Source organism: Mucilaginibacter ximonensis (genome assembly GCF_042686265.1).
GTDB lineage: Bacteria > Bacteroidota > Bacteroidia > Sphingobacteriales > Sphingobacteriaceae > Mucilaginibacter > Mucilaginibacter ximonensis.
The window spans coordinates 613784-640764 of the sequence record NZ_JBHUPD010000003.1 but is presented as its reverse complement, the minus strand read 5'-3'; the positions used below and the strand labels follow the sequence as shown (position 1 = coordinate 640764).

At 44.2% G+C, this 26981-nt stretch carries 18 protein-coding genes and 1 riboswitch; of the genes, 7 read left to right on the top strand and 11 right to left on the bottom strand.

Annotated features, from left to right (window positions below; all coding sequences use genetic code 11):
- Positions 1–57: 57 nt before the first annotated feature.
- The gene (locus tag ACFS5N_RS16855; RefSeq protein ID WP_377188270.1) at positions 58–2982 is read right to left on the bottom strand and encodes a ligand-binding sensor domain-containing protein; all 2925 of its coding nucleotides are present in this window, start codon (positions 2980–2982) and stop codon (positions 58–60) included.
- A gap of 411 nt (positions 2983–3393) precedes the next feature.
- Between ACFS5N_RS16855 and ACFS5N_RS16850 the strand changes: the two genes are divergently transcribed.
- From ACFS5N_RS16850 to ACFS5N_RS16825, 6 genes are read left to right on the top strand one after another with little or no spacing between them, the layout of a single operon-like run.
- Positions 3394–6501, top strand: a complete 3108-nt coding sequence (locus ACFS5N_RS16850) for a SusC/RagA family TonB-linked outer membrane protein (RefSeq protein ID WP_377188267.1) — start codon at positions 3394–3396, stop codon at positions 6499–6501.
- Between the two features lie 18 nt (positions 6502–6519).
- The gene (locus ACFS5N_RS16845; protein WP_377188264.1) at positions 6520–8034 is read left to right on the top strand and encodes a RagB/SusD family nutrient uptake outer membrane protein; all 1515 of its coding nucleotides are present in this window, start codon (positions 6520–6522) and stop codon (positions 8032–8034) included.
- Positions 8035–8060: 26 nt separating this feature from the next.
- Complete coding sequence (locus ACFS5N_RS16840; RefSeq protein ID WP_377188261.1) at positions 8061–10151, top strand: hypothetical protein; 2091 nt, start codon at positions 8061–8063, stop codon at positions 10149–10151.
- Positions 10152–10168: 17 nt separating this feature from the next.
- Entirely contained in the window at positions 10169–11068 is a 900-nt protein-coding gene (locus tag ACFS5N_RS16835; RefSeq protein ID WP_377188258.1) for a PKD domain-containing protein, read from the top strand.
- 10 nt (positions 11069–11078) lie between these two features.
- The gene (locus ACFS5N_RS16830; protein WP_377188255.1) at positions 11079–12110 is read left to right on the top strand and encodes a family 16 glycosylhydrolase; all 1032 of its coding nucleotides are present in this window, start codon (positions 11079–11081) and stop codon (positions 12108–12110) included.
- Positions 12111–12131: 21 nt separating this feature from the next.
- Positions 12132–13025, top strand: a complete 894-nt coding sequence (locus tag ACFS5N_RS16825) for a glycoside hydrolase family 16 protein (RefSeq protein WP_377188253.1) — start codon at positions 12132–12134, stop codon at positions 13023–13025.
- Between the two features lie 113 nt (positions 13026–13138).
- Here ACFS5N_RS16825 and ACFS5N_RS16820 read toward each other — a convergent pair whose 3' ends face one another.
- From ACFS5N_RS16820 to ACFS5N_RS16775, 10 genes are all read right to left on the bottom strand, one after another.
- On the bottom strand, positions 13139–14899 hold the full coding sequence (locus tag ACFS5N_RS16820; RefSeq protein WP_377188250.1) for a HAMP domain-containing sensor histidine kinase: 1761 nt from the start codon (positions 14897–14899) through the stop codon (positions 13139–13141).
- Positions 14896–16023 carry a sensor protein KdpD gene (locus ACFS5N_RS16815; RefSeq protein ID WP_377188247.1) on the bottom strand — a complete coding sequence of 376 codons (1128 nt, stop codon included), beginning with the start codon at positions 16021–16023 and terminating at the stop codon, positions 14896–14898. Before ACFS5N_RS16815 ends, ACFS5N_RS16820 begins: the two co-directional genes overlap by 4 nt.
- Positions 16024–16284: 261 nt before the next feature.
- Positions 16285–16848, bottom strand: a complete 564-nt coding sequence (locus ACFS5N_RS16810) for a K(+)-transporting ATPase subunit C (RefSeq protein ID WP_377188244.1) — start codon at positions 16846–16848, stop codon at positions 16285–16287.
- 92 nt (positions 16849–16940) lie between these two features.
- A complete protein-coding gene (gene kdpB / locus ACFS5N_RS16805; RefSeq protein WP_377188241.1) occupies positions 16941–18971 on the bottom strand; it encodes a potassium-transporting ATPase subunit KdpB in 2031 nt (676 codons plus the stop codon).
- Positions 18972–18979: 8 nt separating this feature from the next.
- Positions 18980–20698, bottom strand: a complete 1719-nt coding sequence (gene kdpA, locus ACFS5N_RS16800) for a potassium-transporting ATPase subunit KdpA (protein ID WP_377188237.1) — start codon at positions 20696–20698, stop codon at positions 18980–18982.
- A gap of 12 nt (positions 20699–20710) precedes the next feature.
- Complete coding sequence (locus ACFS5N_RS16795) at positions 20711–20788, bottom strand: potassium-transporting ATPase subunit F (protein ID WP_144248180.1); 78 nt, start codon at positions 20786–20788, stop codon at positions 20711–20713.
- A 271-nt stretch (positions 20789–21059) separates the two neighbouring features.
- The gene (locus ACFS5N_RS16790; RefSeq protein WP_377188234.1) at positions 21060–22409 is read right to left on the bottom strand and encodes a sigma-54-dependent transcriptional regulator; all 1350 of its coding nucleotides are present in this window, start codon (positions 22407–22409) and stop codon (positions 21060–21062) included.
- Positions 22410–22551: 142 nt separating this feature from the next.
- Positions 22552–23148, bottom strand: coding sequence for a TlpA family protein disulfide reductase (locus ACFS5N_RS16785; protein WP_377188231.1), 597 nt, complete (start codon positions 23146–23148; stop codon positions 22552–22554).
- Complete coding sequence (locus tag ACFS5N_RS16780; RefSeq protein ID WP_377188228.1) at positions 23145–23702, bottom strand: thioredoxin family protein; 558 nt, start codon at positions 23700–23702, stop codon at positions 23145–23147. The genes ACFS5N_RS16785 and ACFS5N_RS16780 overlap by 4 nt, the downstream gene beginning before the upstream one ends.
- A 93-nt stretch (positions 23703–23795) precedes the next feature.
- Positions 23796–24257, bottom strand: coding sequence for an Lrp/AsnC family transcriptional regulator (locus tag ACFS5N_RS16775; protein ID WP_377188225.1), 462 nt, complete (start codon positions 24255–24257; stop codon positions 23796–23798).
- A 163-nt stretch (positions 24258–24420) separates the two neighbouring features.
- A riboswitch (cobalamin riboswitch) is annotated at positions 24421–24623 on the top strand.
- Between the two features lie 23 nt (positions 24624–24646).
- Here ACFS5N_RS16775 and metE point away from each other — a divergent pair.
- The gene (gene metE, locus ACFS5N_RS16770) at positions 24647–26953 is read left to right on the top strand and encodes a 5-methyltetrahydropteroyltriglutamate--homocysteine S-methyltransferase (RefSeq protein ID WP_377188222.1); all 2307 of its coding nucleotides are present in this window, start codon (positions 24647–24649) and stop codon (positions 26951–26953) included.
- Positions 26954–26981 lie beyond the last annotated feature (28 nt).

Below are 26981 nucleotides of genomic sequence, written 5' to 3'. Positions count from 1 at the left end.
AATAGGATAAAAAATTGAAAAAGAGAAAACTGCCTTTTGGTAACCTATAAATTTTAACTACCGCAGGCAATCGCGCTGTATCTCAAATAAAAACTCAAATAGGTTAACTTCTGTAGGTATCTGCAATTTTTTACGCAAGCGGTAACGGCTTATTTCAACACCGCGTACAGATATTGACAACAGCTGCGCTATTTCTTTGCTTGATAAATTCATAATTAAATAAGCACAAAGTTTTAATTCCTGCTGATTAATGGTGGGGTAACGCTCCTTGATCACTGTTAAAAAATCGGCGTGTACTTTATTAAAATGCGCCGAAAACTGTTCCCATTCTTCGTTTACCTTTTTTTCTTCAGACAATAAGCGCAGTATCTTTTTTATCTCAATAGTGTCAATAGTTTCTTTGCCCAACTTTTGCAGGCGTTGCAATTCATTCTGTACTTTTAATATAAATTCCTTTTTTTGAACCAGTGTCATAGCCGTCGTGGCCAGCTCAGAGTTTTTGAACTCAATTTCTGATTCCAGTTTTTCATTTCTCAACTTCACCAGTTCTTTTTCAGATATCTCCAGTTCCAGTTGATGCTGGTAAGCCATTTCGCGCTGTAACTCTTCATTTTTTTCCTGCTGGAGTTGCAACTCTTTCTCACGATCGCGGATGTGACGCCTTTCCTGGCGTTTATAAAATGCATAAAGCAGATATACAATAATGATCAGGTATAAAATATATGCCCAAATAGTTTGATACCATGGCGGATTGATAGTGAACGAGTAGCTATAAACGGCCGATTCATTGTTTTGATGATTACGCGCCTTTACTTTAAACGTGTAATTTCCGGCAGCAAGGTTGGTGTAATCTTTTTCAGTCTTTTTAGTCCACTCTGACCAGGAATGATCAAACCCGTCCAGAAAATAGCTGTAGGTTACATTAGATTGCGCTTCAAAAACCGGCGATGAGTATTCCAGGTGTATTGAATTCCATAAATAGCTTAATGATGGTATACTTGCGGTATTTTGGACAATGTCACCATTTACATTTTTAAAATAGCCGCCAAAAAGCAGGCTGTCTGTATTGTCGGCTATAGCTTTTACCTTGCGGATATAAACATTAAGCGGGCGAATATTTTGCCGGTATTTAGCGTAGTTAAGATGATAAAAACCATTTTCACTGCCTACAAATATATTTTGACTGTCAACCGGGTAAACATTTTCAAAGCCACTCAATACGCGGCCGGTTAACTCGGGGAAATAGATAATCTCTGGTTCTTTAGCCGAAAAATCAACCACGCCCAGGCTCTTACCTTCAACGAACCAAATATTACCATTCGGGTCTTCCTTTAAATAACGCAGGCTTTTGGTGCCAAAAATACCACTAAACTCGGGCGATAGTTCGAACCTGTCTGTGTTATAGTTATATTCATAGATACCTTTCTGCGTAGCAGCAACTACCCGGTTACGTATCTTGAAAATAAAGTTATCTAATGACGAAGGTAACCCCTCAGCCCTGCCGTACAGCCTGGCTTTTGACTGGTTTAGCCCAAGCTTATATATACCACGATACGGGTGTGAGGTCCAGATGGTATTTCTGTCGTCGATACCTAAAAATCTCGCTGATTCATTGAAGCTGCTAATGTTGCCCTTATCAATAAAAGTACCGCCATTTTGATCGAACACCCTTACGCCCTCGTAGTTACCGGCAGCTATTAATGACGACCCTGGTGTATTTAGCAAAGGCTCAAATAACCAAAAGCCGGTGTTATTGGCTATCGGAACTAATTTATCATTAGATACTCTAAAGATACCGTCATCCCGGCCGGCAAGTACGTTATTATTTACTACAGATACCTGCCATGACAGTCCGTCAGCGAGAAGTTTAAAACTGCCAGTGTTATAGCTTTGGTCAGGAATGTTTTGAAACGGCAGCTCATAAATACCGTTGGACAGCGCAAAATATAAGCTGTTGTTATACTTGGTCATTGAGAAACCACCGCCATCTTTAAATATAGCCGGGTTGATGTGTTTTACTGCATTGTTGTAAGTTACCAGGTCAATACCATTATCCAGGCCAAGCCATATATTCTGATTGGTATCCATAAACAAGCACCGGATATTGCTGTTTTGAAGCCCTTCTTTCTTCGATATATTTTCAGAGACGTGGCCTTTTTTATCTACCAGGTAAGCTCCGTTGGTGTAGGTTCCCAGCAGGTAACCGTCGCCCAGCGCTATGGCGCTCAAAAAATGCTGATGATTATCAATACTCAAACCATTAAGCGGCCAGTAGGATAATTGCCTTCCCGTTAAAATGTAGTTGCCGTTTCGCGCAGTGGTGATTAGCGTGCTATCTACGCCTATGGGCAGAGTGCTGGTGATATAAAAACCTGCCGGTAATTTAGACTTCTCAATAAAAGTTTGCCAGTTGCCGTCTTTATAAAGCATTATGCCCTTCCGGTCTTCAAACGCCAATAACTGATTTTTATAGACACCGAGGTACAACCATCCTGACACGGATGGGTAGGCCGTCATTTGATTATCGTGGTAACGGAAAATCTTATTGCGCGAGCGGAAGAAAATATCATTACCCAAAGCCACGATATCCCACACATCAGAAAACTTGCGGTCGGCTTTCGGTAAAAGTTCTTTTAATGACGTAAAAACCAGCAGTCCGTTTTTACCAGGTGAAAAGTAACCTATCTCATCCTGCCCTCCGGCGTACAGACGTTTATCTGCTCCAAATTCAATAGACCAAACAATAGTTTTGTTTGGCAATGGATAAAGCTGCCAGTTGGCGCCGTCAAAAACCAGCACGCCCTCGTTATTGGCGAAGTAAATGCGGCCCTGGGCATCCTGTTTTATCTTCCAGTTTTGGGTGCCGGCGTTGTATTGCTTTTTTGAATAATTAATGGTTTCGCGCTGCCCGATGTATGATTGAGCACGCAATACCTGCACGCCGGCAAGCATTAATAATATTAAAACAGTACGTAGAAACATGTAGGCTTATGTTGTTGGTTGCAACATTTTCTAAAAATATCAAACATAAGCGCCAATAACAATCATTGTAATTTTTTTTTAGAGTTGTGTAGTAGTGATGTAGTCTAAAATTTCGCAGTAAATAAGGTTGCCTATACCTTTGAGTCATTATAAACCGCTGCCCTCAGCACCATTTCCTGAAATAAAAAACGCTTGTATGATGAATGCAATAAACTATACAGTGCAACGCATATTTTATAAAAATGCATGCCTTTTGTTTGTTAAACCAATCGCAGAAAAAGTCAACGGATATCCGCCTTGATATATTCTGACAACCCAATTTATAAATTCGCCCGTAAGAGGCGAACAGCTCGTTAAAACGTGCAGCTTAAACCCAATTATAAACCAAAAATAATTTCTATGTTATCAAAAATGAAGTTTTGCCTCGGCATTGCTTTGCTGTTAGGCTTGTTAAATCAAGCCCATGCGCAAACCAGCCGGTTAACAGGTAAAGTAACCCAGCAATCAAACGGCGAGGCTGTGCCCGGCGCGTCAGTATTTATTAAAGGAACTACTACAGGCACCGTGACAGACGTCAACGGTAATTACTCGATGCCGGCGCCTCAAAAAGGCGCTGTAGTTGTAGTTAAGTTTATAGGCATGCCAGATAGTGAAAAAACATATGATGGAACCAATACATTAAATTTTATAATTAACGATACCGAAGCCAGTAACCTGAATGAGGTTGTAGTAGTTGGCTACGGTACGCAAAAAGTAACCAATATATCGGGCGCTATATCGGTTGTAAAAAGCGCCGATATTAAAAAGCTTAACCCCGTGCGTATTGAAGAGGCGCTGCAGGGCCAGGCATCGGGCGTTAACGTTATACAGAGCGGCTCGCCGGGCTCGGCACCAACAGTGCTTATTCGCGGTATCCCTTCGTTTTCGGGCAATAGCCCGGCCGTTGTAATTGACGGAGTACTGCAAACATTAACAGATTTGAATGCACTGGCACCTTCAGACGTTGAGTCAATAAACGTATTAAAAGATGCTGCAACCAATGCTATATATGGTTTAAAGGGCGGCAATGGCGTTATTGTAGTTACCACTAAATCGGGCCGTAAAAATCAAAAAACCGAAATCTCTGTAAGCAGTAATTATGGCATACAACAGGTAATACATAAAATTGGCGTGTTAAACGCCACCGAATATGCAGCTATTATTAACGAAGGTAGCGTGACATCAGGCGGCAACGTAATATTCCCTAATTTGTCAAGCCTGGGTGTGGGCACTAACTGGCAGGACCAGGTATTTCATACCGCGCCTATGCAAACACATAATGTATCGGCCAGTGGCGGCAGCGATAAAATGCAATACTTCTTATCGGCAGGTTATTTAGACCAGGGCGGTATTGTTGGCGGTATTGATAAGTCTAATTTCAGAAGAGGCAACTTTACAGCCAATTTATCTTTTGATCTTGCTCCTAAAGTTAAATTTATTGTAAATGCTACCGATGTTGTATTGAACGGCAAAGGCGTTCAGGAAAACTCATTTAACAGTATCCTGGGTAGTGCCTTGAACTTCGATCCCACAGTACCTGTGCTAAATACAGTACCCGGCACGGTGGGCAAATACGGGTTCAGCAACAACATTCTGTCAGAAGTTTATAACCCATTAACCAAGCTTGACAATACTTATAACAGTAACACCGGCAACAAGTTATATGGCAAGTTTGAATTACAGTACAACGTAATTAAAGGCCTGAATTTAACGAGCCGCTTTGGTTATACCAAGTATGACGATATTTCAAAAACATTTACCCCATTAGTGTTTTACGGGCCTCAAAACGTAGACAATACCATGAATGCTGATGGCAGCACGGTAACTGGTGCCCACAACAGCGTAGCACAAACTAAAAACAGCAATTTCAATTACAACTGGGAGTCTTTTGCAAACTACGACTTCAATATAGCGCAGGACAACCACTTCCAGGCTGTTGCAGGTTTCGCGTTAGCTAAAACCAGCGGTAATTCAATGAATGTTGCCCGACAAGACGTGCCTTACAACTCATACGAATTTGCAGACTTTACCGCGGCAACAGGCGTTAACTCGGCCACCAATACATCGGCACAAACCGGTGGTTACTATCAGTATTTTAAACGTAATATCTCGTATTTCGGTCGTTTAAATTACGATTATCAAAACCGCTACCTGGCGTCGTTCTCTGTTCGTCGCGATGGATCTTCGGCCTTCGGCCCTGACAAAAAATTCGGTAATTTTTACGCAGGTTCATTAGGTTGGGTAGTAAGCAGCGAAAAATTCTTCCACTCAGATTTTGTTAATTATTTAAAGGTTAGAGGCAGCTACGGTTCAACCGGTAATGAAGAGGTTAGTCCGCAGTTTGTGCGCATAACCACCGGCGGCCCTGATTATGGCCCTACGGCCAACAGCAATGGCTATAATTATAACAACGTGTTTGTTCCGGGTTCAACAGTAGGTTCGGCAGCAAACAATGCTCTGGCCTGGGAAACCCAAATACAATCAAACGCAGGTTTTGACGTAACTTTCTTCCACGAGCGCTTCTCTTTATCGGCAGATTATTTCGAGAAAAAAGTAAACGGTTTGTTGTTTACCCCATCGGTGCCTCTATACCTGGGTACGGTGCCCGCTCCTATCGCCAATATTGGTTCAACCAAAAGCCGTGGTATCGACATCACTTTAACCTATCGCGAAAAAATTGGCGCGTTTAACATGAATAACACTTTCACGTTTACTACCAGCCGTAATAAAGTTACTGCTACTAATACCGACGGTACAGCCAAAGTATTGGGCGGCTCTTACTTCAACGGACAATCGCAAACGGTTACTGTTTTCCAAAAAGGTTTTACACCAGGATACTTCTACGGGTACAAAACTCAGGGCTTATTCCAAACAGCTGCCGAGATTGCTGCTGCACCCACTCAACCGGGCGCACAGCCCGGCGATATTCGCTATGCTGACACCAACCACGATGGTAAAATTGATGCGAACGACCAGGTACAGATCGGCGATCCGTTCCCTGACTTTACTGCCGGATGGAACTTCGCTGCATCATACAAGCACTTCGACTTAAGTGTATTCACTTATGCATCGGTAGGTAATGATGTGTATCGTGCCTATGAGCGCAATGCGACTTTCAACAATAAGTTCCGCAGCATATTGGGCCGCTGGACCGGGCCGGGTACCACAAATGATGCAACCACCCCGCGCTATTCATTTACCGACCCTAACAGCAATATCCGCGTAAGCGACAGATATGTTGAAGACGGCTCATTCGTGAAGATCAAAAACATACAATTGGGTTACACCTTTCCTACCTCAATCACCAAAAACATATTTAAAAGTGTGAGGATATACGGACAGGTTAAAAATGCCTTTGTGTTTACCAAATACTCTGGCTTTGACCCTGAAATTTCAGGAGGTGTAATGGACAGCGGTGTCGACCGTGGCGAGTATCCGCAGCCGCGTATCTATGCCGTAGGATTAGACATCAAGTTGTAATCATTTAATACTAATAAGATGAATAAGATATACATAAAAACGCTGGGCCTGGTGATGCTGATTACCACGTTTTCGGCATGCAAGAAATTTGTTGACTATAACCCGCACGAAGACTTTCAGGTTACCGAGCAGGACTATTTAAAAACAGAAGGCGATTATCGCAGCATGGTTGTGAGCGCCTACTCGCCATTGCAATGGCTGAACCAGGAGTATGTGGTGGCCGATATTGCGTCAGATAACTCAGTGGCCGGTGGCGAAAGTGCATCGGACGTATTGCCGTTACAACAAATTGACGATTATACTAATACTTCTGTAAACTCGACGATGGCCGATTTATGGCAGGTGGCTTATGAAGGTGTTAATCGTACCAATTACCTAACCGAATACAAAACCAAAAACCTGGCCGGCCAAACCGTAAATTTTGCGGGTAAAGATGCCGTGTATGGCGAGGTTTATTTCTTGCGTGCTTACTACTACTTCCAATTGGTACGCATGTTTGGTGACGTGCCGCTGTTTATTGACAAGCGCTTAACGCTCACTGATGCAGGATCTCTGAAACGCAGCCCTAAGGCGGATGTTTACAAACAAATAGAAGCCGATTTAAATGCGGCGATAGCCGTGTTACCGGCGGTACAAACCGAAAAAGGTAAAATTACGAAGTATGCTGCCCAAGCCTTGCTGGGTAAAGTTTATTTATACGAAAACAAATTTGACGCTGCGGTTCCGGTGCTTGAAGGGATCATTACATCTGGTGCTTTTTCATTGGTGAATGATTTTGGGTCGATGTTTTTACTGGCCGGAGAAAACGGCCCTGAATCTATATTCGAAATTCAATATACCAACGGCTCACCATATTATAACTGGGGCGGCGCAACCCGCGGCCAGGGAAACTATGCGGTGCAACAAAATGGTGTAAGAGGTATTAGCAGCGCTAATCCAAACATGCCTTATGCAGCAGGCTGGAGTACTAACCTGCCATCGCAAAACCTGGCGGCTGCTTACACTGCCGGCGACACGCGCAAAAGCGTTACCCTGTTTGACCCAGCCGCTTATGCAGCCGCAAATCCAAGCTTCAATTTAACTTACCAGGTTGCTCCTTACAAAAACACCGGTTATTATAACGGTAAATATCTGCCACGTAAAGGTGAAACTTCCGGCCAGGTGGAATTAAACTACGATAACAACTTCCGAATCATCCGCTACGCAGAGGTATTGTTGATGGCGGCCGAAGCCAACAACCGCGCCACTGCTCCTAACGATGCAAAAGCTCAAGGCTATTTAAACCAGGTACGTGCACGTGCCTTTGGTGATGCTAACCACAACGTAACAGTAACCGGTACAGCATTGAAGCAAGCTATTTGGGACGAGCGCCGTTTAGAGCTGGCTATGGAAGGCGACCGCTTTTTCGACTTGGTACGCACCGGACAGGCAGCTACCAAGCTTACGGGCTTTAAAGCAGGCAAAAACGAGGTATTTGCTATACCGCAAAATGAAGTTGACATTGCCAGACTCGCACAAAACCCTGGCTATTAATTCAATTAACCTTTAAACTGACGATCATGAGATCAATGAAATATTTTTTAGGTATTGCGCTTACAGCAGCCGTATTTGCCGGTTGTAAAAAAGAAAGCTATAATGATACCTCATTTGCATCAAACATAGGGGCGCCGGCCAAGCTGTCGGTGCTGTTTAACATTACGCAGGATAATACCGGTTTAGTAACTATCATCCCATCTGGTGAAGGCGCTGCGTCATACGATGTATATTTTGGCGACGGTACCACCAAGCCAACCAATGTACCTGCAGGTAAAAGCGTACAGCATACTTACGCCGAAGGCGTTTACACTGTCAAGATTACTGCTAAAGGGCTGGGCGGTCAAACTACCGATATGACGCAACAGCTAACCGTATCATTCAGAGCGCCGGAAAATTTAAAAACTACTTTAAGCACCTCGGGCCTGGTTTTGAGCGTTGGCGCATCTGCCAACTATGAAACCATGTTCCATGTGTATTTTGGCGACTCATTAACTGTAACCCCGCTGCACTATGCTACATTTTTAGAGGGACAAACCATCACCCACACTTACGCAGGTGCAGGTACCTATAATGTGCGTGTTGTTGCGCTAAGCGGCGGTAAAGCTACTACTGAGACCACGCAGGCGGTTAAAGTAGGCAAGCAAATAGATTTGCCGGTTACCTTTGACGATCCGAACTACGACCTTACCACGAGCGATTTTGGCGGCAACGTATCGTCAATAGCCGCCGACCCTACAAACGCTGCTAACAAGGTATTAAAAGCGGTAAAAGGTACGGGCTCAGAAGTTTGGGCGGGTACCACCATAGGTACTGCGCTGGGATTTGCCACCAAAATACCACTGACGGCTACATCAACCAAAATGAGCATGCGGGTTTATTCTCCTGCTGCAGGTTTGGATATTAAATTGAAATTGGAAGATCATAACGATGGCACGCACTCCGTTGAAACCGACGTACTGACAACCGTAGCCAACGCTTGGGAAACCCTTACCTTCGACTTTAGCAAACAAGCTGCCGGTACCCCTGCATTTAACGCCGCCTGGACCTACGACAAAGCCTCAGTATTCTTCGACTTTGGTGTGGCGGGTAATGGCAAAACCTATTATGCCGACGACCTGAAATTCATCCCGGCCCTATCTCAAATAAACTTGCCGGTAACTTTTGATGACCCTACCGTTGACTACACTGTTACTGATTTTGGTAATAACCAAACCGTTAACAGTGTCGACCCTGCCAATGCGTCAAACAAAGTTAAACTAACCACCAAACCGGCGGGTGCTGAAACCTGGGCCGGTACAACAGTTGGTACCGCACAGGGCTTTGCTGCTAAGGTGCCAATCACTCCATCAAACTCAAAAATGACATTGCGGGTTTATTCGCCTGCCGCAGGTTTAGATGTTAAGCTTAAGTTGGAAGATCACAATGATGGTACACATTCCATAGAAACGGATGTGCTCACCACCGTTGCCAACGGCTGGGAAACCTTGACATTCGACTTTAACAACCTTGCGGCGGGCACTCCCGCTTATAATGCCGCTTACACTTACGACAAAGCATCCGTGTTCTTTGACTTTGGCGTAGCAGGAAACGGCAAGAAGTTTTATTGGGATGACCTGCAAATGGCTGCTGCATCAAACGTATTGGGCTTACCACTAAACTTTGAATCGACAACCATTAATTACGCTGCTGCAATTACTGATTTTAACGGCGGAGCATGGACAATCGTAAATAATCCATCAGCCACAGGTATTAACACCAGCGCCAAAGTGGGCAAAATGGTTAAAAGTAATGGCGAGGTTTACGGAGGTAGTTACCTTACTTTACCAAGCCCGATTGATTTCTCAGGATCAAAAACCTTTAAAATGAAAGTGTACTCTCCTCGTGTGGGTGCCAAGGTATTACTGAAAGTTGAAAACCTGACCGATGGTACGGTATTCTACCAGCAGGAAGTAGCGTCAACCGCTGCAAATGCCTGGGAAACACTAACGTTTGATTACACCGGCATCAACACCGCAAAATCTTACCAAAAAGTAGTATTGATTTTTGACAACGGCACCAAAGGCGATGGCTCTGCAAACTACACCTGGTATTTTGACGACATTACATTGAATTAACCTTAAAATTAATGATCATGAAAATTCATATAAAAGCAATCCTGATACTGCTGCTACTGGCAGGAACAAGTATTTACAGCTGCAAAAAACGGGAATATACCTTTGGTGAAATAAAGACGCCCTCAGGGCTTTCTTTAACAACCGCAGTTGCCGGAGTAAGTTCTGCTAATCCAAATGGCGGTGGTACTGGCAACGTCACTATTACCGTTACCGCTACCAATGCCATAAGCTACCGCATTGATTTTGGCGACGGCAATACACAAATGGTTCCATCAGGCACTATAAATTATAAATACACCAATCCGGGTACGTTTACTTACAACGTGGTAGTTACCGCAGTGGGTACCGGCGGTACCACATCAACCATCACTAAACAGGTAACCGTTTTTGTAGCCTATACTATTCCAGACGATATTATGGCTAACCTTACCGGCGGATCAAGTAAAACCTGGATCACTGATAACCTGGCGCCAGGCCACGTAGGTGTTGGCCCTGCTGACGGCTTTACACCATCCTATTACGCTGCCGATCCGAACCAACGCGATCCTTGTTTATATGATGACTTGATGACCTTTACCAAAAACAGCGATGGTACCATATCGTTAACTATCGATAATAAAGGCAAATCATTTGTAATAGGCGCCTCAACCGTATTCTATGGCGTATCGGGCGGCGACGGCTGTTACGTGATTGATGTATCGGCACCGCGTAAGCTATCTTTTATGGATGCTACTTCGGCTTCTACATCTGCAATATCAACCCGGGTACAGTTTGTAGTTCCGGGTAACGGATTAATTAATTTTGGAACAGGCGGCACCACTTACGAGATATTATCGCTTACTCCAACCAACATTACGCTGCGTAATATCGGTATCGACGGACTGGCCTGGTATCAGAAACTAAAAGTTAAACAATAATCATAATCCAATGAAATATCTACGCATATCTGTTTTGATCTTAGTGGTATCGGTATGTACCGCGTGCAGTAAAAAAAGTGATGGCGGGAATGGCTCGACAGATATAGCCCCTACCAACATCACCTTAACGGCCGATGTAAGCACCGACAATAGCGGCAATGTAAACTTTACGGCAGGGGCATCAAACGCTGTTTCATTTGATTATGATTTTGGTAACGGCATTTATCAAACCGTTCCGTCAGGTGTAGTAACGTATAAGTATCCGGCATCGGGTACTTATACGGTTAACGTTACAGCTAAAAGCGCCAGCGGCAAAACTATTTCCAAATCCATATCGGTTACCGTTACGGTGACGTTGGCGATAGCCTGGAGCGACGAGTTTAACGTTGACGGTGCACCCGATGCCTCTAAATGGGGCTATGACCTTGGTGCCGGTGGCTGGGGCAATAATGAACTGGAATATTATACCAGTCGCACAGATAACGCAATTGTTTCAAACGGCACATTAAAGATCATCGCCAAAAAAGAAAACTATAATGGCAGCGCTTATACCTCGGCACGTTTAACGTCTTATAACAAATTTTCGTTTAAGTATGGTAAACTGCTTATCAGGGCTAAATTGCCGGCGGGCGCCGGAACCTGGCCTGCGATATGGACTTTAGGGACCGATTTTGCCACAAACACCTGGCCCGCCTGCGGCGAGATGGACATTATGGAGCAAACGGGCGCTGACAAAAGTCGCGTTTTGGGTACTATACATTACCCAGGCCATTCGGGCGGCAACGGCGACACCGGGAATACCGCTGTAAGCAATGCAACCACCGACTTTCACATCTATGGTTTGGAATGGGACGCTACCACCATTAAAATTTCTGTTGACGGGGTGGTATACCGCAACATTGCCAACAATAGCAGTATGCCATTCAACCACAATTTCTTTATCATTTTAAACGTAGCGATGGGCGGTAATCTGGGCGGTACGGTAGATCCGAACTTTACAAGCGGGACTATGGAGATTGACTATATCAGATACTATCAGTAGACGCTATTCAACTTTATCAAAATGAATTTTAAAAAACACAAATACATTTACATACTAGGTGGCTTGTGCCCATTTATTTTGCTCGGGCTATACGCTTTTGTGAGTATTGAAAGGCCGGCTAACTCAACCAGGAAAGTTGTTTTTTTCGACGATTTTAATGGCACCAGGCTCGACCGCAGCAAATGGAACGTCGAAATCACGGGCATACACGTCAATAACGAGTTACAGGCGTATGTTGACTCGGCTGCCACCATCGCTATTACACATGGCAAAGATGCAGACGGCGCAGTTAACGGAGCCCTGGTTTTACGGCCGCGAATAGCAACGGGTTACAAAACAAAAGACGGGCAACATTTTGATTTTGTATCGGGCCGCATTAACACCCGCGATAAGTTTAATTTTACCTATGGCACTGCCGAGGCCCGCATAAAACTAACTGACGGCGCAGGCCTGTGGCCTGCATGGTGGATGTTGGGCAAAGGCGATTGGCCAGGGACGGGCGAAATAGATATTATGGAGTATGTGGGCGAAAAAGATTGGGCCAGCGCCGCGGTACACGGGCCGGGCTACAGTGGTGAAACGCCTTTTGTAAACCGTCAATATTTTCCGGCAAATAATGATGTTACACAATGGCACACGTACGCTGTAGAATGGACGCCTAACAGCCTTAATTTTAAATATGATGGCCGCCTAATGTTTAGGGTAAACCGTAAAATGGCCGAGCACTATGGCAAATGGGCCTTCGACAACGAAAAGTTCCTCATTTTAAATTATGCACTGGGCGGTGCGTATCCCGTTAAATTAAACGGCGTAAAAAGCCCTTATTATGGTATGCCTGCCGCAACCATTGAGCTCATTAAAAGCGGCAAAGCCAAAATGCTGGTTGACTGGGTTAAAGTAACCAAAAACGACTAAACTAAATGTTTTACCTGTAACTAATCAGGTCAAGACATCCCCAATTTAATACAAAAGCCTTATGATCAGGAAGGCTTTTGTATTAGGTACGCTTTTAAAAACTGCTAAGAAACTTACTTTTCTGCCACAGGCAAATTGAAATAAAACCGACTGCCCACCCCTACTTCGCTTTCCACATGTATATCACCGCCCTGCGCCATTATAAACTCTTTGGATATGGCCAAGCCAAGTCCGGAGCCTGATTTATTCTGTCCATCTGTAGGTACCTGAAAATAGCGGTCAAACAACCGCTCCTGGTATTGCGGATCAATGCCTTTTCCAAAATCCTGTACTGAGAAGTTTACTTTGTCGCCCTCGCGTGTTACATTAACCAGTATTTTTGATTTGGTGTGGCTATAGCGTAACGCGTTCGACAGGAAATTGATCATCACCCAGGCGGTTTTTTCAACGTCGGCATTAATATTGGGAATGTTGCCCGCTATGTGCTGTTCAATGATCAACCCTTTCTGATCGGCTTCAAATTTCACGGCCTTCACAGCATACTCAATAATTTGCGCAGGGTTAGCTACCACAAAGTTTAACTGAATATTACCGGTTTCAACCTGCGACAGATCCAGCAACTCATAAGTTATTTTTAACAGGCGCTCAGCATCGCCGGTGATGTGCTCAACCAGTTGTTGCTGCTCGGTATTCAGATGGCCTACCCGCGCGTCGGCCAGTAATTTGGCGCTCATTTTTATAGCCGATATCGGGGTTTTTAATTCGTGCGATATGGTAGCAATGAAATTGGTTTTAGCTTCATCGCGCTCCTTAAACTCGGTTATATTTTTTAATACATATACAATACCTGCCGACATTTGCGACCTGCGTATAGCCTCAGATTCATTAACCGAGGACAGATTAGGGACCGATATTTTACGTGTTTCTAACTGAAAGTGTGAATCCTTTCCGTCGGCAAATATTTTGAATGGCAGGCCTGTTTGATCACCCTGAACTATAGATTTAAATAAATCATTGTCCCTGGCAAGCAACTCCACCGATTTACCTTCAGGGCTCGCTTCCTTCAAACCCAGGATATTTTTAGCCGCCGAATTGATAAAGAGGATATGCTGATTTTCGTCTACCCCAATAATAGCATCATGCATTTGCTCAATAATGGTTTCTATCCGCTGCTTGTCCGACATGATTTTAGAGATATTACTGTTCTCCCATTCGTCGAGTCTGAGGGCCATCTCATTAAAAGCATTGGCAACCTCTGCAAACTCATCGTTCTTATCAAAATGAATGCGCGATTGGTAGTTTTTACGGGCAATCTCACGGATACCATCTAGCAATGAATTCAACGGATCAGAGATAAAGCCGGGGAAATTAACACTAAAACTAAACAGTATTAAAAACATCAGCGTACCTGCCAGGCCCATAAAGATACCGGCATGCTTTACTGACTCATGGGCTTTATCGTTCTTTAAAACAATAGCGCGCATATTTACCCGGTCAATATCACGCAGACGACGGCGCGCATCCCGCCCGGCCAGTTTTAGTTGTTCGGGCGTTGCAGTTTTATCCTGCAGTTTGATAAAATCATTACGCAGGCTTTTGACCAGGTCGGCTTCACCTGCTTCTGTTATATTATGTTCTTCTTTAATAAGTTGAGCATTGAAATAATCGGCGCTTTTAGCATTCAATGGTAAATCCTGCTCATCCAGAACGGTGCGCATGTCGCGCGTAAAATTGAGCGACTCATAATTATCTTTCAAAATTACTTTGGCGCTGTTTGATATCTCATTGATATAAAACAAGGTAATCATACCAAACAACAAGACCACGACAAATAGGAAGCCGAAGCCCAAACGGAGTTTATTTTTTACTTTCATGACAGTATAACTAAATCAATCTCGGCAGCTGCTATATTTTTAAGCAGACCGTTAAATACGGGGGTTCTTAATATCACCTGGAATAAACTTAAATGCGGCTTACCAATACAAATGGTGGTAATGTCGCGGTCGCGTGCTACCTGCATGATTGTTTGTGTTATCTGGTCGCTTTTAACTTTCAATACTTCGGCGCCCAGTTCGGTAGCTAATTTAAAGTTATTTATCAGGTATCTTTGCTTATCCAGTTTAATCCTGTCTAAACTTTCATTACTGCTTTGCACGTACAGCACAATCCAGGGCGACCGGTAATATGAAGCTAACCGCGCCGTTTTGCGGATCACGATTTTAGCGGTCTCGGCATTGGATGATATACAGGCCAGAAACTTTTCGGGCCGCAGCTTGATTTGTTTAGGTATTTCGGTATCAATTTTTCGTTCCAGGTGATGAGCCACTTCTTTCAGGGCTATTTCGCGCAATTGCAAGATCTTTTCGCTGCGGAAAAAATTTTCCAGCGCACGCGCCACTTTGGCTTTATCATATATTTTCCCGGCTTTCAATCGATCAATCAATTCGTCAGCAGTTAAGTCGATATTAACGATCTCGTCGGCCATTTCCAACACCTTATCGGGTATACGCTCGTTAATGCTTACGCCGGTAATGCTTTCAATCTCCTCATTCAAACTCTCCAGGTGTTGAATATTTACTGCCGATATAACATTAATACCTGCTTCCAGAATATCCATCACATCCTGCCAGCGTTTGCTGTTTTTGCTGCCCTCAATATTACTATGCGCCAATTCATCAACTATCACAACCTCAGGATGCCTGTTCAAAATGGCCTTCAAATCCATCTCCTCCAGTTCCTTGCCTTTGTAAAATATCTTACGACGCGGGATAACCGGCAGCCCATCCAGCAAAGCATGCGTTTCAGCACGAAAGTGCGTTTCGATATAACCTATCTGGATATTGACACCACTACGCAGCAGCGCATGAGCTTCCTGTAGCATACGGTAGGTTTTACCAACACCGGCGCTCATGCCTATGTAAATTTTGAACTTTCCCCGCCGCGATTTTCGGATCAGCTCTAGGAAATGTTCAACCGGTTGTTCATCATCTGGAACCATAATCTTTTAAAAACTCTAAAAGGGGATGCGAATCACAGCATCCCCCTGAGCATGTACGCTTTGTAGCAATCGATCAAATCAACAAATCCGACTGATATAAAAGCCCATGCATGCCCTTTAATATTTAAGTTTTATAATGGCTCCCCTCTTGAGAGGGTGCGCTAAGCAATGTGCGGCTGCAGGGGTGTGTTTGGCGCTTGCTAAGACGCACCCCTGCCCCTCTCAAGAGGGGAACCCGAGCACAGGCTTTTATTTTCTTATTTACTTCAATTCATCCAAAGCAATATTTAGCTTCAACACATTTACCTTTGCCGGGCCAAACATACCCCAAAGCGGTTTCTCGGTGTTTTTGGCGATGATGTTATTCACCACATCGGCAGAAATATTGCGCACTTTAGCAATACGGGCCACTTGCACTTTTGCCCCAGCTGGCGATAGGTCAGGATCAAGGCCGCTGCCCGAAGCGGTAACCAGTTCGGCTGGAATATCTGATTTTTTCACATCCGGATTGTGTTTCATAAAGGTATCAATACGGCTTTTTACATCTTTCAGGTAATCAGGGTTTGAAGGGCCTTTATTTGAGCCGCCTGAGCCGGCAGCATTATAATCAACTGCTGACGGGCGTGACCAGAAATATTTGTCCTTAGTAAATTTTTGACCCAGGTTGGCGTAACCAACCACGCGGCCTTTATAACTGATGGTTTCGCCATCACCTTGTCCCGGTGTTAATTTGCCTACCCCTGCTATAGCCAGGGGGTAAATTGCTGCTGTTAGAATGATCAATACAATGGTCATCTTTATAGCGGGAAGCAGATATGTTTTCATTTTTTTGAGATTGAGTATTGAGATATGAGATGTGAGACATTTGATTTGCACGTGATATCTCACGTCTCAAATCTCATATCTCACGTCTATGTTTATATTAAAAATCCTACGATTAAGTCAATTACCTTGATACCGATAAATGGTACAATCACGCCGCCTAAACCATAGATGAGCAGGTTACGGCGCAATAGCGCACTGGCGCCGATAGGCTTATATTCAACCCCACGCAAGGCAAGCGGGATCAATAACGGAATAATGATAGCATTAAAGATCACCGCCGACAATATTGCCGACTGCGGGCTATGCAAACCCATGATATTTAAAGCACCCAAAGCCGGGATAGATACCATAAACAGCGCCGGTACAATAGCAAAGTATTTTGCTACGTCGTTGGCTATTGAAAAGGTTGTTAAAGTACCACGGGTCATTAATAACTGTTTACCAATTTCAACAATTTCAATGAGCTTGGTAGGGTCATTATCCAGGTCGACCATGTTACCGGCCTCCTTTGCAGCCTGGGTACCGCTGTTCATAGCCACGCCTACGTCGGCTTGGGCTAGGGCCGGGGCATCGTTGGTACCATCGCCCATCATGGCTACCAGTTTACCTTGTACCTGTTCGGCTTTGATGTAGTTCATTTTATCCTCAGGCTTAGCCTCGGCAATAAAATCATCAACACCCGCCTTGTTGGCAATAAATTTGGCGGTAAGCGGGTTATCACCGGTTACCATTACGGTTTTGACACCCATTTTACGCAGGCGCTCAAAACGCTCGGCTATGCCGGGTTTAATGATATCCTGCAACTCAATCACACCCATTATCTTTTCGTTTTGAGCTACTACCAACGGCGTACCGCCATTTGAGGCGATAGTTTTCACGTTCAGTTCAACATCAGCAGGAAAAGTGTGGCCGGCTTTGATGGCCATCTCGCGGATAGAATCAAAAGCACCCTTACGTATCCTTAATCCATCAGGCGTATCCAAACCGCTTGAGCGGGTTTCGGCAGTGAACTTGATAAATTGCGAACCTTCAGGCGCTTTTACTGAAAGCTGGGGTTTGCTCTGCTCAGAAAGTTCAATGATAGATTTACCTTCAGGAGTTTCATCGGCCAACGAGCTTAATACACAGGCGGTGGTAAAATCAGCCTCGTCAACACCCTGGGTTGGATAAAAGTTGGTGGCTTTGCGGTTACCAATAGTAATGGTGCCGGTTTTGTCCAACAGTAAAACATCCAAATCGCCTGCGGTTTCAACAGCTTTACCCGATTTGGTGATAACGTTTGAGCGCAACGCCCTGTCCATACCCGCAATCCCGATGGCTGATAACAGGCCGCCAATGGTAGTAGGTATCAAACATACAAACAGCGAGATAAATGCGGCAATAGTAATAGGAGTATTGGCATAATCGCCAAATGGTTTCAACGTTACACACACAATCACAAAGATCAGCGTAAAACCGGCCAGCAAAATGGTTAATGCTATCTCGTTAGGTGTTTTCTGGCGTGATGCGCCTTCAACTAATGCAATCATTTTATCCAAAAAGCTCTCGCCGGGCTGAGTGCTTACGCGGGCAACAATACGATCGGATAACACTTTAGTCCCCCCCGTTACCGATGATTTATCACCACCCGATTCACGGATAACCGGGGCAGACTCACCAGTAATGGCCGACTCATCAATGGTAGCAATACCTTCAATAATTTCGGCATCAGTCGGAACGGTGTCCCCGGCTTCGCAAACAAACACATCACCCTTTTTTAATAGGGATGACATTACAGTTTGCTCTTTGCCATTTACCAGCATACGGGCCGGTGTCTCCTCGCGGGTCTTGCGTAAGCTTTCGGCTTGTGCTTTACCACGGGCTTCTGCAATAGCCTCGGCAAAGTTGGCGAATAATACAGTTAATAGCAGGATCAGGAACACGGTTAAATTATAACCAAAACTACCCTGGCCCTTATTGGCAAATGAATAAACCGTTACAAAGAGCATCACCACGGTACCTACCTCAACGGTAAACATTACCGGGTTGCGCACCAGTATGCGCGGATCAAGTTTAACGAACGATTGTTTAAACGCGGCCTTCATTTGGTTGGCCTCGAACAATGTATTTTGATTAGAGTTCATTTTCTTAATTATCTAAATAGTGAAAAGTGTTCGGCAATTGGGCCCAGTGCCAAGGCAGGAAAGAATGACAGCGCAGCAACAATGGCGATAACCGCGAAAGTCATCAATCCAAACGTAGAGGTATCGCTTTTCAAAGTACCTGCCGATTCAGGGATATACTTTTTGTTGGCCAATATACCGGCAATAGCCACCGGACCGATTATCGGCAGGAACCTGCCCAAAATCATAACAAAGCCGGCGGTTACGTTCCAGAATATGTTGTTATCGCTCAAACCCTCAAAACCAGAACCGTTATTGGCAGCCGATGAGGTGTATTGATACAACATCTCAGAGAAACCATGATAACCCGGGCTTGCTAACCATGCCGATGGTTTGGTAGCCCAGTCGGCATTGGGCATGTGCACTAATATATATGACGACAGGGCCGTACCTACCAATATGATAAAAGGGTGTAAAAGGGCTATCAGCGACGCAATTTTCATTTCTCGGGCTTCTATTTTTCTACCTAAAAACTCTGGCGTACGCCCCACCATCAAGCCGGATATAAACACCGCGATGATGATAAATATGTAATAGTTTAAAAACCCGACACCGCAACCGCCATAAAAGCAGTTGATCATCATAGCCATCAGCATCATAAAGCCTGACATCGGCATGGCGCTGTCGTGCATAGAATTTACAGAGCCGGTAGAGATAATAGTTGTAATGATGCTCCAAAAGCCTGAGGCAGCCGGGCCAAAACGCACCTCTTTGCCCTCCATGGCGCCTGTTGGCTGTGCTATGCCCATGTGTGCAATAGCTGGGTTTCCGCCGATTTCTGCACTAACTGTCGGAATGAGCAGCATTAGCATACCCAAGGTCATTACGCCAAAAATTACATAAGCGAATTTCTTTTTATTAAGGTAAAAACCTAAAGCAAAAACTAACCCCATCGGGATGATCAGCTGGGCCACCATTTCCAGAATGTTGGTAAAATAGTTTGGATTTTCCAACGGGTGGGCCGAGTTGGCACCAAACCAGCCGCCGCCATTGGTACCCAGGTGCTTAATAGCTACCATCGCAGCTGCCGGACCACGAGAAACGTGAACGGTATCGCCCTGCATGCTGATAAACGTATCTTTACCTTTGTAGCTGGTTGGCATACCGTTAAATGCCAGAATAACGGCGATAACTATCGATATCGGCAACAAAATGCGGGTAATAGTTTTCAGGAAATATTCCCAGAAGTTGCCCAGCTTGTCAGTAACCTTATCTTTAAATGCCCTGAATACTACAATCAGCGCAGCAACACCTGTTGCAGCCGACATAAAGTGCAGGAACATAAAAACATAATGCTGTGTAAAATAAGTGGCGCCACTCTCGCCCGAGTAATCCTGCAGGTTGCAGTTTACCAGGAAGCTGATGGCGGTGTTAAAAGCCAGATCGGGTGTTTGGCTGGGGTTGGCGTCGGGGTTAAGCGGCAGGTGTGCCTGAAACAGCAAACAGAAAAAGGCGTATACCAACCAAACGCTATTGACGGTTAACAATGCATACAGGTGCTGTTTCCAGGTCATTTCTTTGCGTGGGTCTATACCGCATATACGGTAGATCAGGCGCTCAACCGGGGCCATAAAATCAAGCCATGTGCTTTCGCCTTTAAAAACGCGGGCTATGTAACGGCCCATTAAAACGGCAATTACCAGCGAAAGCGCGTAAGTAAAAATTATACCTGCTAATTCGGTGTTCATGATTTGTGAGGATTAAAAGTTTTCGGGTTTAAGCAGTACGTACACCATGTAAATAAACACGGCCACTGCAACAATGAATAGTGCTACCATGACGGTTAAATTTTTTCGAAGTAGTTAACAGATTTGAAAAACAGCCAAAACGTGGCGATAAAAGCCAGTAGATAAAGCGCAACTTGCATAACGTCCATGATTATTTAATTTTTTATGTGGGTATATGCTAAGCGAATGCCACTGGCATGATCACATTAATAAGTAATTGATTTTCAGCAAATTATTTTAAATATCCTTGTGCCAAAAAATACGGATAAACAAAAACCCTTTCAAAATGAAAGGGTCGGGTTATCATAATGGGATTTCAATATCAAACTATGGTGTATTGCTCTAATTTACGGTAAAGTGTGGTTAGGCCAATGTTGAGCAGGCGGGCGGCTTCGGTTTTGTTACCGTGCGTATGGTTTAATACCTTATAGATATGTTGCTTTTCGATTGATTCCAGGTCAAGCGCCTCGGCATCTACGTGTACTGTCCTGAATTCAATTGGCAGTAACTCTACGCCTATCTTTGCGGTTTCGGCCAGGATCACCACCCGCTCTATCAGGTTCTTGAGTTCGCGTACATTACCCTTCCAATAGTGTTGGGTCAGGATATACAAAAACTCATCGGTCATACCTTCAATATGCTTATTAGTTTTAGCTGCAAATTGTTTCAGGTAATGTTTGGCAATTACAGGGATATCTGCCTTACGATCATTTAAAGACGGCAGATTTACAGTAAATACTGATAAGCGGTAAAATAAATCGAGCCTAAACCTGCCTGCATCTGCCTCTTTTTGCAGGTCGCGGTTGGTTGCCGCCAGAATGCGTACATCAACTTTGGTGGTTTTGGTGTCCCCTATTTTTATAAACGACCGGCTTTCAAGCACCCGCAACAATTTGGCTTGCAACTCAAGGCTCATCTCGCCTATCTCATCCAAAAATATAGTGCCGGTGTTAGCTTCTTCAAATAAGCCTTTCTTGTCTTTTGATGCTCCTGTAAATGAACCAGCTTTGTGGCCAAACAATTCGCTTTCCAATAACTCTGACGAAAAACTGCTGCAATTAACAGCGACAAACGGTTGCAGCCTGCGACCGCTTTCATAATGAATAGATTGCGCAAATACCTCTTTGCCGGTGCCGGTTTCGCCTAACAGCAATACGGTTGTGTCTGTCGGGGCCACTTTCTTTGCCAGTTCAATAGCAGAGGTAATTGCCTTTGACTGGCCCAGAATATTTTTAAAACTGTACTTTCCGCTTATGCGGCCTTCCAGATTAAATATGCGCAATTGCAGCAATGCCTTCTCAGCAGCCTTATAAACAAGTGGAATGATTTTGTCGTTGTCGTCTCCTTTTGTTATGTAGTCGAAACCGCCATTTTTGATGGCCCGTACGCCATCGGTAATGGTACCGTGAGCGGTTAGATTAATTACTTCTACATAAGGCTTTTTTTCTTTAATCAATTTTACCAGATCTACACCATTCATGTCGGGTAACTTCACATCGCTTATGACCACATGAATATCCTCCAGCATCAATATTTTCAATCCGTCTTTGGCATTGTAGCATTTAAACATTTGAAAACCCTCGAGTTCTAAAATTCGGGATATTAAAGCCGCCAAGCCTTGCTCATCGTCAATGATAAGCACATTGGCAGATGATGTTATTTTAGTTTCCATACTAAAGCCTTCGCCAAACACATGCCTTTTTTTTAATTAACTGATAAATGGCTATCTCAGAGCTTCAAGACGTTATTCATTAAAATTTTCAGCTTTAAAAAGTCCTATCAAAATGATAAGGGGATTATCGTTTTGGGTTGGTTTACCTGGCAGCTTTTAACAACTGGTCGATAAAACCATAAAATGCAGGGTCGGCATAATTAGCCGCGCCCGAGTGTTTAGCGGCAATACGGCTTTTACTATCGAGAACAATAGTTGTGGGGATACTTTCAAAATTTAACTGAGCAGGTAAATCGGCGGCTAGCTTATAAACGGGCAAATAATATTGATAAGTCTCCATAAAATGTTTTGACCGCGCCAGGTCTCCATCTACATCAACCGGCAATATCACAATCCCCGGATCTTTTTGATAGTGTTTGTAAAGCTCTGCCAACGCCAGCATTTCGGCACGGCATGGAGGGCACCATGTGGCCCAAAAGTTTATAATCACTATTTTACCTTTAAGCTTCTCCATCGTGATTAAGCTGTCTGTTGAAGATTTAAGGAACAACTTTGCCGGTATGGCAGGTGCGCTATACGAGGCCGTACTTTGAGTGGGCGGCCGCATGAGCCCGATATACATCATCGCCCTGATTAATAATGCCTTTGCTGCCGGACTAACGACTATTACAACGCAGATAATTAAAAACACTGCGTTTCCTAAATTTTTACGCGTTAGCAACGCTTTAAACTTATTCATAGGGTATAGTAGCGCGTCAATAATTCTTCGCAAAGTGATACCCCTTTGTCCTGATTATACCATTGTTGCAGCGCGTTATTGATCACATCATAACTGGCATCTGCAGCCTTCAGGGTATCCCTTAACTGCTGCGCCGGCTTTGGCCGCGGGCCCCAGTTAAAAATATCAGCGCCATGTTCATCCCTTACAATCAGTTTGGGTATGCTTTTGGCACCGTTGGTTAAATAAGATTCTATTAAAAATGGCGGACTATCCCGCAACTGAATATCATAAGAAATAAGCGGGTTACATGCAGCCAGTTGCATCAAAAACGGAAGAATATGCGCTGCATCGCCACACCAAGGCTCGGTAATAATAATCCAGTGTTGTTTTTGATCAAGTTTCTTTAAGGCATCAACAAGCTGATTGTTCAGGGTCAGTTGTCTGTCCCACCGCCTCATGCGCGTCTGGTTAAGCCGCGTATAATGCAGGTAATCTGCAGCATCGTATGGAGCATGCGGATGTTCGCTATCCAGTATTTGCTGGAATAAGTTGTTGTAATCTGCATAAGTCATAACGTAAAGATCGTATTATTATAATTAAGGTCACACCGGTAATTTATGCTCATGCAGGCACAAAGCGAACACGATATTAACAAAACCGAAAGATTACAAATTGACGTTATGGCTGTTTTTATTTTCAGACATCACAAAGGTGCTATGTGTACTGCCAATACTTTTTACCGAACCTAATTTGTTAAATACAAAATCCTGGTAGTGCTTCATATCCCGCGCATATACCTTGAGCAAAAAGTCGTAATCGCCGGAAACGTTGTAACATTCTACCACCTCCTTTATTTTCATAATATCCTGTACAAATTCCATCCCTATGCTTTTGTCATGCTGCTTTAACCTTATACTACAGAAAATAATCAAACCATGATTCAATTTTTCGGCATCAAGCAGGGCTATATATTTTTTAATGTACCCATTGCTTTCCAACCGCTTAACCCGTTCAAAAACCGGAGACGGCGAAAGGTTAACTTTTGCGGCCAGCTCTTTCATCGTCATATTCGAATCATCGCCCAATAACTTTAAGAGATGGATATCGGTGTTATCTAATTCTTCCATAGAATAATTTTCTTTTGCTAACAATTTTAATCAAATTAAAAAGATTAAACATCTTAAATAGTAAATAAATTTAGATTTTTAAACCGAATTAATATTAAAATAAAGCTTATTAATCTTTGATTTATAGATTTGAGCAGAATTTTAGACTATTATATTATTTAACTGATCGGTTATTGCAAAAGGTTTCATCTGCCAACTGGCAGATGGATTAAAAGGGAACCATGTGTGAATCATGGACTGTCGCGCAACTGTAAGTAACGCAAAAAAGTCTCTGCCAATAATGTCCACCGTTACGCCGGCCAGCGGATGGGAAGGATGGCAGCGATGTTACAAGTCAGGATATCTGCCTTTTTGTGATAAATGGTTATCAATTTTTAAACCATCAAAAAATGTTAACGCAAAACCTGGGCTACCCGCGCATTGGCAGCCAACGACAACTTAAAAAAGCCTGCGAAAATTATTGGGCAGGCAAAATCAACCTGGATGAACTAAACCAGGCAGCAAACGCGATCAGAGACGAAAACTGGCAGACTCAACTGGACGCCGGCATTGACCTGATACCTTGTAATGACTACAGCTTTTATGACCATGTGTTGGACATGAGCTTATCACTTGGTGTTATTCCACAGCGCTATATGCCCGTAACTGAAGTGGAGGGTAATACAGAAACCGACCTTTATTTTGCGATGGCTCGTGGATACCAAAGAGACGGACTGGATATTACCGCCATGGAAATGACCAAATGGCTCGACACCAACTATCATTACATAGTTCCTGAATTTGCAGCTAACCAACAATTCAAAATACGCTCAGAAAAAATATTTGATGAATATACAGCAGCCCAACAAATCCTGGGCGCAAAAGCTAAACCCGTATTGATTGGCCCGGTAACTTATCTGCTATCGGGTAAAGAAAAAGAAGAAGGCTTTGAACGTATTGACCTGATTAAAAACCTGGTACCGGTTTATATAGAGATCATCAATCGCCTGAAACAACAAGGTGCAACCTGGATGCAACTGGACGAGCCGTACCTGACACTCGATTTATCAAAAAAAGACAAAGAAGCGTTTGAATACGCCTACCGCGCTATTGGCGGCGCAATTGGCGGCGTGAAATTATTAGTGGCTACTTATTTTGAAGCCCTGCTTGATAATGCACCGTTAGCGCTGAACCTGCCGATTGCCGCGTTACATGTTGATTTGGTGCGTGCACCTGAACAACTAGATGAAGTACTGGCTTTAAGCCCGGAAACTCTTCAGCTGTCAATAGGTGTGGTTGATGGGCGTAATGTTTGGAAAAACGACTACGAGAGATCGCTCCGGCACATTAATAAAGCGGTTGAGAAACTGGGTGCCGACCGTGTAATTATTGCGCCTTCATGCTCGCTATTGCACAGCCCTATAGACCTGGATCTGGAGACCGTCATCGATCCGGAAATTAAAAACTGGATGGCTTTTGCCAAGCAAAAGCTGAATGAGGTTGCAGAGCTTAAACAAATTGCAGAAGGAAACAATAATGTGCTTTTAGATGCCAATAAACAAGCAATAGCAAGCCGTCGTACATCGTTGAAAGTACATAAACAGGCTGTTAAAGACCGTGTTGCTGCTATCACCGAGGCCGACGCTGCCCGCAAGAGCGCGTTCCCTGTTCGTCAACAATTGCACCGTGAGCGTTTTCAGCTGCAGGCTTTCCCTACAACTACCATCGGCTCTTTCCCTCAAACTGACGATATCCGCCAGCTGCGCGCCAAATTCAAAAAAGGCGACCTAACCCTTGAGCAATATGAGCAAGCCATTGAGCAGGCAACTGTTGAGTCTATCCGCTGGCAGGAAGAAATTGGTTTGGACGTGCTGGTTCATGGCGAGTTTGAGCGCAACGACATGGTAGAGTATTTCGGCGAGCAATTAGATGGCTTTTTGTTTACCAAAAACGGATGGGTACAAAGCTACGGCAGCCGCTGCGTAAAGCCACCGGTTATTTATGGCGATGTTAGCCGCCCTGCGGATATGACCGTACGCTGGAGCAAATTTGCCGCCGCCCAAACCTATAAACCGATGAAGGGTATGCTCACCGGACCGGTTACTATTTTGCAATGGTCATTTGTACGCGACGACCAGCCGCGAGAGGTTACCACCAACCAGATAGCCCTGGCTATACGCGACGAAGTGGTTGCTTTGGAGCAGGCCGGCATAGGTATCATTCAAATTGACGAAGCAGCTATTCGCGAAGGTTTGCCGTTGCGTAAGGCCAAACGCCCGCATTATTTGGATTGGGCAGTAAAAGCCTTCCGTATAACCGCTGGTGGCGTCGAAGATAAAACCCAGGTACATACCCACATGTGCTATAGCGAGTTTAACGACATTATAGAACATATTGCCGCTATGGATGCCGACGTGATTACTATTGAAACTTCGCGCTCGCAAATGGAACTGCTGCAGGCCTTTGCCCACTTTGAGTATCCAAATGAAATTGGGCCGGGTGTTTATGACATCCACTCCCCACGCGTACCTTCAACAGCAGAAATGGTATCATTATTAACTAAAGCTGCCAGCTTGCTGCCGGCGCAAAACCTGTGGGTAAATCCTGACTGCGGCTTAAAAACCCGCAAATGGCCAGAGACCAAAGCTGCTCTAGAAAACATGGTTGAGGCTGCCCGCCAGGCACGCGAACAAATAAACATTGAAGCTGTTATTTAACGTATAAAAGTGCGGGTGCTATTGCCCG